This window comes from Eubacterium sp. An11 (assembly GCF_002161065.1).
In the GTDB taxonomy this organism is placed as follows: Bacteria; Bacillota; Clostridia; order Lachnospirales; family Lachnospiraceae; genus Anaerobutyricum; species Anaerobutyricum faecale.
On record NZ_NFLV01000035.1, the window covers coordinates 20,702 to 31,327 of the forward strand.

Genomic DNA, 10,626 nt, shown 5'->3' on the forward strand with positions numbered 1-10,626 from the left:
AGAGAAGGACGGCTCCCCTGTTTTTCGGGGAAGGAGGCATTATGGAACAAAGACAGACATTTCCGGAAGTATTTCCGGATTATACGATACCCGACAATTTAAAATTTGTACTTTCCAATACCATTGTCACAAAGGTGGTGATGAAACAGAGCACCAACGAACTCATTGTACACACCAAAAGTGAGCATATCATGGGAAAGAAGCTGGTCAACAAGATTGCCTATGATCTGAAAAATGCGCTGTTTCGGGGCACTTCGGTGTTTCTCACCATCGATGACACGTATGAGCTGTCTCCGGTATATACCCTGGAACAGCTGACAAAAGATTACTGGGACAGTATTCTCTATGAAGTCCACCGGATGGGACAGGTGGAGTACAGCCTGTTTCTGCGCTGCGAGTGGGGCTTTGAGGAAAATATCATGACCATCCTTCTGGAGGATTCTTTCCTGGCAAGAAATAAATCGGCAAAGCTTAAAAAGTATCTGGAAGAAATGTATGCCCATCGGTTCGGCAAAGAGATACAGGTGGGATTTGATTTTACCGATGACGCCAAACAGGCCTTTTATAAGGCGAGAAATCACAAGCTGAACCTTGAGGTGGGCATGGTGATGGAGCAGATTGAAAAAGCCGAGGCGGAGAGAGGCGGCCAGAAAAACGCGGAGGACGGACAGGAGAAAGAGGGCGGCCAGAAGCCGGCTAAGAAGACCAGCACGTATTCTGCTAATTTCTTTGAAGAGCGGGCCAGAAGAAAAGAATTCGGCGGCTATGCCAAGAGGCAGAAAGACCCGGATATCATCTATGGAAGAAACTGCGATGGGGAAGTCATGCCCATCGAGGAGATTGTGGACGAGATTGGCGAGACGGTGATCCGGGGACAGATCATCGGCATTGATATCCGTGAAATCCGTCAGGAGAGAAGTATCGTCAGCTTCCGGATCACGGATTTCACCGATACCATTGTGGGAAAGGTATTTTTGAAAAATGCACAGCTGCCGGATTTCCTGGATGAGTTTCAGAAGGGAAAGTTCTATAAAGTGAAGGGAATGCCCCGGATGGATACCTTCGAGCATGACATTACCATGTCTTCCATATCCGGTATCAAACCGATTCCCGACTTTCGGACGAAACGAATGGATAAGAGTCTCGAAAAGCGGGTGGAACTGCATCTCCATACGGTCATGAGCGATCTGGACAGCGTGGTGGATATCAAAAAGGTCATTCAGACGGCCAAGGAATGGGGGCATCCGGCCCTGGCCATCACGGACCACGGAGTACTGCAGGCATTTCCTATTGCCAATCACTGTATCACCATGGAAGAACCGTTCAAGGTGATTTACGGGGTGGAAGGTTATTTTGTGGACGATCTGAAGAAGCTGGTCACCAACGCCCGGGGGCAGACCCTCGATGACAGCTTTGTGGTTTTTGACCTGGAGACCACCGGATTCAGTCCGGTTCACGACGCCATCATTGAGATTGGCGCGGTGAAAGTGTCCGGCGGCGAGATCGTGGATCATTACAGTGTGTTCGTCAATCCGAAACGGCCGATTCCTCTGCGGATCACAGAGCTGACCAGTATTGACGACGCCATGGTGGCGGGAGCGGAAGATATCGAAACCATTCTGCCGGAATTTTTAGCTTTCTGTGAAGGATGTTCCCTGGTGGCCCATAATGCGGAGTTCGATGTGAGCTTCATCGAGGCCAACGCCGACCGGCTGGGCTGCGAGCATGATTTCACCGTGCTGGATACGGTGCAGATGGCGAGACTTCTTCTGCCGGGACTGAACCGGTTTAAGCTCAATACGGTCTGTAAGCATCTGGGCATCAAGCAGGAACACCATCATCGGGCTGTGGATGACGCCCGGGTGACGGCGGAAGTTTTCCTCCGTTTTGTGGAGATGTTAAAGGAGCAGGATGTCCATACCCTGGAAGAGCTCAACAGCATGGGAAGCACCTCGGCGGATCTCATCAAAAAGGCCGCCACCTATCACGGCATCATCCTGGTGAAAAATAATGTGGGGCGGGTGAACCTGAACCGTCTGGTGTCCGCTTCCCATCTGGATTATTTCAACCGGCGGCCGAGGATGCCGAAAAGCCTCATTGAAAAGTACCGGGAGGGTCTGATCCTGGGTTCCGCCTGCGAGGCCGGAGAGCTGTTTCAGGCCATCATCCGCGGTAAAAGCGAAGAGGAAATCGCCCGGATCGTAAACTTTTATGACTATTTGGAGATCCAGCCCATCGGCAACAACGCGTTTATGCTGGAGAGTGATAAATATGACGCCAAAACTGTGGAAGATCTGCAGAATTATAACAGAAAGATCGTGGAATTGGGAGAACAGTATCATAAGCCGGTGGTCGCCACCTGCGACGTACATTTCCTGAATCCCGAAGACGAACAGTACCGGCGGATCCTCATGGCGGGAAAAGGATTTGCCGACGCCGATAATCAGGCGCCCCTTTATTTCCGCACCACCGAGGAGATGCTCGAGGAGTTCTCTTATCTGGGTGAACAGAAGGCGAGAGAGGTGGTCATCACCAACACCAACAAGATTGCCGATATGATCGAGAAGATTTCTCCGGTGCATCCGGATAAATGTCCTCCGGTCATCCCGAATTCCGATAAGGAGCTGACGGATATCTGTTACAACAGGGCCCATGAGATATACGGGCCGGAACTGCCGGAGATTGTAAAGGAACGTCTGGACAGGGAGCTTACATCCATCATCTCCAACGGATTTGCCGTCATGTACATCATTGCCCAGAAACTGGTAAAGGATTCCAACGATCACGGTTATCTGGTCGGCTCCCGGGGGTCTGTCGGTTCCTCCTTCGTGGCGACCATGTCAGGGATCACGGAGGTAAATCCTCTGTCGGCTCACTACATTTGCCCGAAATGCCATTTTGTGGACTTTGACTCGGAGTATGTAAAGCCTTATACCATGAAAGGTATGTCCGGCTGCGACATGCCCGACCGGGACTGCCCGGTCTGCGGCACGAAGCTGTTAAAAGAGGGCCATGATATTCCGTTCGAGACCTTCCTGGGATTCAAGGGCAATAAAGAGCCGGATATCGACCTGAACTTCTCAGGAGAGTACCAGGCCAAGGCCCACAAATACGTGGAGGTCATCTTCGGGGAAGGCTCCGCTTTCCGTGCCGGAACCATCGGTACCCTGGCGGAGAAGACGGCTTACGGTTATGTGATGAAGTATTTTGAGGAGCGGGGCATCCATAAACGCCGCTGCGAGATGGAACGTCTGGCGGAAGGCTGTACCGGCGTCAAGAGAACCACCGGACAGCACCCGGGCGGAATCATCGTCGTGCCTCATGAGCATGAAATCTATGATTTCACTGCCATCCAGCATCCGGCCAACGATGTGAACACGGATATCATCACCACCCATTTTGAGTATCATTCCATTGACCACAACCTGCTGAAGCTTGATATTCTCGGACACGATGATCCCACCATGATCCGGCGGCTGGAGGATCTGACCGGCATTGACGCCAAGACGATTCCTCTCGATGACAAAGACGTCATGGAGCTGTTTCATGGTACGGAGATTCTGGGCATCACACCGGAGGATATCGGCGGCGTGGAGATGGGATCTCTGGGTGTGCCGGAGTTTGGTACGGATTTCGTTATGCAGATGTTAAAAGATACGAATCCCCAGTGCTTCTCCGATCTGGTGCGTATTTCCGGTCTGTCCCACGGAACGGACGTGTGGCTGGGCAACGCCCAGACCCTCATTGAGAGCGGTCAGGCGGAGATTTCCACGGCCATCTGTTGTCGTGACGATATCATGACCTACCTGATCAACATGGGACTGGATAAGGAAGAGTCCTTCACCATCATGGAATCCGTCCGGAAGGGCAAGGGATTGAAAGATGAGTGGGTGGAGACCATGCTTGCCCACGGGGTGCCGGAATGGTACATCGGTTCCTGCCGCAAGATCAAATACATGTTTCCGAAGGCCCATGCCGCCGCCTATGTTATGATGGGATGGCGGGTGGCCTGGTTTAAGGTCCACAAACCGCTGGCTTACTACGCCGCGTATTTCAGCATCCGCGCCTCGGCTTTCTCCTACGAGATCATGTGCCGGGGACGGGCCATCCTGGAGCAATATCTCAATGAGCTTACCTCCATGCCGAAAGAGCAGCAGACCAAGAAAGATCAGGATACCATCCGGGACGGACGTATCGCCCAGGAAATGTACGCCCGGGGCTTCGAGTTCATGCCGATCGATATCTACAGGGCCAAAGCCAGAGACTGCCAGATCATTGACGGGAAGATCATGCCGCCTCTGTCCAGCGTCGAAGGTCTCGGAGACAAAGCCTGCGAGCAGGTGGAGGAAGCGGCCAAACACGGGCCGTTTACTTCCCTGGACAACTTCCGGGAACAGGCCAAGGTCAGCAAGACCAACGTGGATAAGATGGTGGAACTGGGCATCCTGACCGGACTGCCGGAAAGCGACCAGCTTTCACTGGCGGATTTTCTGGCTGTATAATGGGATTTGTAAAGGTAGCTGCAACTTTTCCATAAACAGACAATGACGTAAGAACACATACGGGTTCGCCCGTCTCGACCCTCACTCGGACTGTTGAAGGATAAATGACATCAGGCGATTTCGCCAGTCCTCCCTCACAGCTCGCGGCCGAAGACCCTATGTGTCCTGAACGTCATTTGTATATTAGAAAACGATATTGTTTCCACCTTTACAACAATCCGGGCTACTGTGGCGAGGCAGCGGGAGATGAGAAAACGAAGAGCAAGCCATCCGGGTATCTGCCACTTGCACAGACATTGTTATAGATTTTAAAATCAGAGTGTCCCGTATGCTGCTATGGCTAACTGTCTTGCCAACGTAGCAGAGGGTTCTTGTAAATTTCCATGCACGTAGACTGCATTTGGAGAAGACAAGGCATTGATATGGTTTGACGACGACTGTGAGTGCAGGCGTGGCGGGCAGTTGTAAAAAGAAGGTTTGTTAGCAGCCTGCCGAAGTGGAGGAGGAGACTTCCCTGACTGCGTTTTTCTAGGTTATATATAAAGCCGCAAATCCCGTCTGCGTATCTGTACCCGGATTATCTCAAAACCGATAGGTTAAAATCGACAAATCCCCCAATTCATGATAAGATGTTACCATGGCTGAAAATGCAGTGCGCCCGGTGGTGAATTGCATTTTCAGAAATGGTAAAAAATATAATGGGCGTGCCGGTGCGGTTTTCGTAAGAGAAGGACATCGGGGAAAACAGGAACGCCCGGAAAGGAAAGATTATGGCATATATTAAAAATGCGGACATACAGGGAAATGCCTGGGTAGCGGAAGGTGCGGTTGTAATTGGAAATGTGACAGTTGGTGATGAGAGTTCCGTCTGGTACAATGCGGTGATCCGGGGGGATATGGCTCCTATCGTCATCGGCTGCGGTTCCAATGTGCAGGATGGAGTGGTCATTCATGCGGACAAAGATTTCCCGTGTAAAGTGGGAAACAGTGTTACCATCGGTCATAATGCGATCATTCACGGCTGCACCATCGGCCACAATACGGTGATTGGAATGGGAGCCATCGTCATGAACGGCGCTAAAGTCGGTGAGGACTGCATCATCGGCGCGGGCAGTCTTGTGACAGAAGGCACAGAGATTCCGGACGGAATGCTGGCGTTTGGTTCCCCTGCCAGAGTGATCCGTCCTCTGACGGAGGAGGAAAAGAAACACAATGAGACCAGCGCGCTCACTTATATGCTGACAAAGAATCTGCAGCAGTAGGAAGCGCTGACAGACCGGCGCCGCCGCAGGAAAACCGGGGCCGGCGCTGATGTGGAAGGGAGAAAATACATGTCGAAGAGCATTATAGACATTGAAGAAAATGCGGCACCGTCTGGTGGAAAGTGGAGAAAAGGAAAGCGGTATCAGGGTTATGATCTGGGAAAAACTCTGGAAAAACGTTCCCAAAGACCGTGGTTTTGGAAGATACTTGGGATCAGTCTTCTGCTGACAGCGGTGATTATCCTTGCCGTCTGGGGATTTGTTTTCCGGAGCAATCAGAAAATGACCAGCTATATTTCCGAGATCAATAGTGCTAACACCATGGAGTCACTGCTGGACGGTCATGAGAATGTGCTGATTACCGTGAATTATTCACATCTGACCAATGAAGATGATTATAAAACCGCCCGTTTTGTGAGAAAGACCAACAATGGAGATTATTATTCTTATTACAAAACGGAAGGTATGGAAGAAGATTACAAAGAAGTTATCCGCAATAAACAGCTGTATCGTTATGACGGCAACTTTGTATATTATTACGGACTGCTGGGAGACGATTACGAGAATGTCTGTGTTTCAGAGATTGAGGGCGAAGTTTTCCAGATGAATGACGGATTAAAAATCACCAGTGAGCAGGAGAGCGGAGACTTCCTGAAGATTGAGGCAACCTATGATGTCTCTGAGGGAGACGCTTACACCACAAGATATGGTTTTAATGCCGGAGACCAGATCGTGCAGACTTTGACGGTGGATAAAGATACCATGGCTGTTCTGACTGCTGTGGAGACTTGCAACGGAGAAGAGTTCTACAGCTATACGGTGGAATTTGACGGAGAGAATAAGAATCCGGAATTTTACCAGAATATCAAGGATGAGGCCACAGACAGAGAATGTACTGTCTATTACGATTATGAAGGAAACGATGAGAAAACGTACACCTTTGACATCCCGAGCGGCGTATATTTTAATGTGCTGAGCCACGATGGATATACCGTTTATTCGGATGAAGACTGTGAGAATGAATTCACAGAATACCAGATGCAGGTGCAGAATCCGGAGACGGATATTACCCTGTATGTCAAAAAGAATGAAGAATAGACCATGATGAAGACAAGAAGATTATTTTATGAAAATGTATATCAAAAAGACTTTGAGGCAGAGGTTCTTTTTTGCGGAGAAGATGAAGCGGGAACTTATGTGATACTCGACCAGACCGTGTTCTATCCGGAAGGCGGTGGTCAGCCGGCGGACAGGGGCGTGCTGTGCCCGGAACATGACGGCGGGGTCCATGAAACATGTGAAAACCGGCCAGAGAGTGCAGCCGGCGCCGCCGCCACGAGCGGAGAGCCGGAATCCAGCGGTTCGTTATCAATGAAAAGAAGCGGACAAATTTCTGTCCTGGATGTTCAGTATGCAGGAGAGAGTGGGGAAGATATCCGCCACTATGTGGATCAGCCGTTATCTGCCGGAACAAAGGTTCACGGTTTTATCGACTGGGAGCGCCGGTTTGATCTGATGCAGCAGCATTCCGGCGAGCATATCGTGAGCGGTTGTGTTCATAAAAAGTATGGCTATGATAATGTGGGATTTCATATGGGCGAAGATGTGATCACCATAGACTTTAACGGTCTTTTAGATGAAGTGCAGCTTTTGCAGGTGGAGAAAGAAGTCAATGATTACATCTGGGAGAACCGGCCGGCCAGAATATTTTTTCCGGATGCGGAAGAAAGAAAACGGCTGCCTTTCCGAAGCAAAAAGGAGCTGACCGGAGAAGTCCGCCTGGTGGAATTTCCGGGAGGCGATCTCTGCGCTTGCTGCGGCCTTCATGTGGAGGCTGCCGGAGAGATCGGTCTGGTGAAACTGCTGTCGGTGAAACATTTCCGGGAGGGCGTCCGGGTGGAGATGGTATCCGGAAAACGGGCGCTCCGGCTGCTGCACCAGCATCTGGAGGCCAATAGCCGTGTTGCGGTGGAACTTTCCGTAAAACCGGATCAGACTCCGGAAGCAGTCCGCCATCTGCAGGATGAAATCTATGCGCTCAAGGGACAGATCGCGTCCCTTCGTCAGGAACAGTTTGCCATGCGGGCCAGTCAGTGCAGAGGTAAAGGCAGCGTACTTGTGCTGGAGCAGAATCTGGATGCCGCAGAGGTCCGTAAAGAAGCGGATGCTGTTCTCGATACCTGCGGCGGAATCTGTGTGGTCATCTCGCTGGAGGAGCCGCGGTCAGAGAAACAAAAAGACGGGAATAATGGCGCCGGAGGAAAGTACGCCATCGGACAGCGGGACGGAGACGTCCGGGAGCTGGTCAAAGAAATGAACGGGGCGCTTTCAGGAAAAGGCGGCGGGAAGCCATTTTTCGCCCAGGGATCTCTGCAGGCGGAAAAGAAAGATATCGTAGACTTTTTTACCCGGAAAGGCTTTATGATCGTGTAAAAGGTCGGAGAACCACAGATTTTGCAGATTTTCGAAGATTTTTCATTGTTCTTTAATCAAAGTGTAAGAAAGAAGTTATTTACTTTACCGTAATTATGGGGTAAGATTTAACATAGTTTCGTGAGAAATTGTTATCAATATAGAAAATTCACAGAAAGAAGGGGTTAAGATGCATTTTAATAAAATGAAACGCTGGGGTGCGGTGCTGCTGGCCGGAACCATGGCCTTTTCACTGATGGGCTGCGGCAGCAAGAAGAGTGACCAGCAGGATAATGCAGAGCCGACGGAGGCATCCACGGAGGATACGACAGAGGAGAAGGATGCGGATTCGGAAGATTTTGTGGATGGAAATGTCACGTTGCCATCTGATTTTGGAGATATGATTTATCCGCTGACAGCATTGATGGTAGAATCGTATTCCAAGGAGCTTCCATATTATAACGAAGATTCCACGGAAGATGAGGCGGATTCTTTCTGGTTCTCCATGGCTGTGCTGACATCTCTTATGAATGATTTTGTGAAGGATGTCACCGTGGATACAGACAGTGACTATCTGTATATTGATGAGGATACCACAGATATGTATGCTTCGGCTCTCTATGACGCTTATGCGCAGGGCAATCTGGAGTTTCCGGAATTGGCAGAGGATGACACGTATGCTGTATACAATGAGGATGACAGTACCTATGGATTCCTCTCCGGCGGCATCGGCTCTCTGGAAGCTTACATCACAGACTGCCAGGCAGAAGGTGATGAATATGTCCTGACCACAGAGCTTCGTGATTCGGATTCCGGTGATGAAGTCTGCGGTACCTATAAGATTACCATCGTGCCGACTTCCTATGAAGGAGAGGACAATGCATTTGCCTATGCGGTATCGGATTTTGAAGAGACAGAAGCAGACAGTGACGGAGTGGATTTCTCAGAAAGAGATACGGAGGAATACGAAGGCACTACCGGTGACGAGACCACCACAGAAGAGTCGACGGATGAGACGGACGAGACCGACGCCACCACAGAAGAGGACGGAGCATCTGCTTCCACGGAAGAAGATGCGATCTCCGAGGACGATGCGCTGGCTTTGGCACAGGAATATTACGGAGACGATGCGGAATACAGCTTTAAGAAGATTGTCACCATCGGTGATTATGAATACTATGATTTTTCAGTAGACGGCGACAGCGTATCTTCCACGGACGTTCTGGTATCCACTGACGGGGAAAATGTCCTTGGCGGTGTGCAGAACGATGACGGAACCTGGTCCTTCGATCAGTAGACCTACGGGATGTGTCAGCCTGTATTTTCCGTACGCAGCTGAAATGTTTTGAGATTTTATAGGAAATGTATAAAAGAAAGCAGCCTTTGATTTTTCCGGCTGCCAGAAGTCAGATACAGAATCCGATTTTTGGCAGCGCTCAATGCAGGAAGGATCAGAGGCTGTTTTTATTCGCCGTAAAAATGGAATCCTTCTTTCCGCTGTTTTGCCCGCAGGTTCCGGCGCATTTCCGCCCGCTCCCATTCCTTCCGGTCCTCTTCGGTCTCAAGGATCAGGCGTGGCAGCGTGGCAGGCTTGTTATCCTCACCGAGACCGATTTCTGTCAGGAAGGCCCGGTTGATCAGATCTCTCTTTCCATCGGTGTGTTCCACATAAGTCTCCACCTTCACTTCCATGGACGTGTTTCCCACATGGGTGACCCTTCCGATGATCACGATCACGTCCCGTTGAAAAGCCCCCTGCAGAAAACGAAGATTGTCCACTGACGCCGTTGTCACATTCATCTGAGAATGCCGTTTAGCCACCAGGGCGGCCACCTCATCGATCCACTGCATCAGCACGCCTCCAAAGAGTCGGCCCGCATCATTTAAGTCCGCCGGACGGATAATGTGTACCGTTTCCACCTTGGATTCTGCCACTGTTTTTGCACGAAATTCCATAAAGATACCTCTCTCATCTGTAAATTTTATTTTCTTAATCATCATAACATTTCCTGATATATTATGCCAGCAGAATACCGGAAACGGCGAAAGAAAATGAAAACCGGCGCACAGTCTCCCGGAATAGGATCTGTCACCATCGGGATTTCCGGGCATATTTTATTTCATAGGAAATTGCATTCCTATGAAATAAAAAACGCTCCGCGAGGATCGCACTGCGGCGGATAGGAAGATGCCGCTTTCGCGACCCGCCACAGGCGGAGAATCCTGCTTTGCAGGATTCTTTCTTGTAAATAAATTTGTGATGCCGGGGGAGATTTATGGAGGCAATGGATTCCCGTTCAGGAAAAGAGAAAAAGAAAGGGGCCCGTGAGTCTGGTGTGCTACCCGTCAAGTAGACAATGAAAAAAATAAAATTTTTGTGTTGCCCGGTTTGTACCGGGCAATATTTTTATGCGGCTAATAACCGTTCATGAAATTCAAACGGTGTTAAT

6 protein-coding genes are annotated in these 10,626 nt (G+C 50.1%); 5 read left to right on the top strand and 1 reads right to left on the bottom strand.

The window, feature by feature from the left end; translation table 11 throughout:
• The first annotated feature begins 41 nt into the window (after nt 1-41).
• The 5 genes from B5E53_RS16495 (at nt 42) to B5E53_RS16515 (ending at nt 9,473) form a co-directional block, all read left to right on the top strand.
• The gene (locus tag B5E53_RS16495; RefSeq protein WP_087317053.1) at nt 42-4,502 is read left to right on the top strand and encodes a PolC-type DNA polymerase III; all 4,461 of its coding nucleotides are present in this window, start codon (nt 42-44) and stop codon (nt 4,500-4,502) included.
• A gap of 770 nt (nt 4,503-5,272) precedes the next feature.
• Entirely contained in the window at nt 5,273-5,764 is a 492-nt protein-coding gene (locus tag B5E53_RS16500; protein WP_087317040.1) for a gamma carbonic anhydrase family protein, read from the top strand.
• Between the two features lie 69 nt (nt 5,765-5,833).
• Nucleotides 5,834-6,862, top strand: a complete 1,029-nt coding sequence (locus B5E53_RS16505; RefSeq protein WP_087317044.1) for a hypothetical protein — start codon at nt 5,834-5,836, stop codon at nt 6,860-6,862.
• Nucleotides 6,863-6,865: 3 nt separating this feature from the next.
• The gene (locus B5E53_RS16510) at nt 6,866-8,197 is read left to right on the top strand and encodes an alanyl-tRNA editing protein (RefSeq protein WP_242963793.1); all 1,332 of its coding nucleotides are present in this window, start codon (nt 6,866-6,868) and stop codon (nt 8,195-8,197) included.
• A gap of 184 nt (nt 8,198-8,381) precedes the next feature.
• Nucleotides 8,382-9,473, top strand: a complete 1,092-nt coding sequence (locus B5E53_RS16515) for a hypothetical protein (RefSeq protein ID WP_162611956.1) — start codon at nt 8,382-8,384, stop codon at nt 9,471-9,473.
• Between the two features lie 167 nt (nt 9,474-9,640).
• On the opposite strand, the gene B5E53_RS16520 is transcribed toward B5E53_RS16515, so the two are convergent.
• A complete protein-coding gene (locus tag B5E53_RS16520; protein WP_087317059.1) occupies nt 9,641-10,132 on the bottom strand; it encodes an acyl-CoA thioesterase in 492 nt (163 codons plus the stop codon).
• Nucleotides 10,133-10,626: the final 494 nt, after the last annotated feature.

Coding starts and splice junctions, on each gene's coding strand:
- B5E53_RS16495 (WP_087317053.1), top strand. CDS start 42: ATGGAACAAAGACAGACATTTCCGGAAGTATTTCCGGATTATACGATA.
- B5E53_RS16500 (WP_087317040.1), top strand. CDS start 5,273: ATGGCATATATTAAAAATGCGGACATACAGGGAAATGCCTGGGTAGCG.
- B5E53_RS16505 (WP_087317044.1), top strand. CDS start 5,834: ATGTCGAAGAGCATTATAGACATTGAAGAAAATGCGGCACCGTCTGGT.
- B5E53_RS16510 (WP_242963793.1), top strand. CDS start 6,866: ATGATGAAGACAAGAAGATTATTTTATGAAAATGTATATCAAAAAGAC.
- B5E53_RS16515 (WP_162611956.1), top strand. CDS start 8,382: ATGAAACGCTGGGGTGCGGTGCTGCTGGCCGGAACCATGGCCTTTTCA.
- B5E53_RS16520 (WP_087317059.1), bottom strand. CDS start 10,132: ATGGAATTTCGTGCAAAAACAGTGGCAGAATCCAAGGTGGAAACGGTA.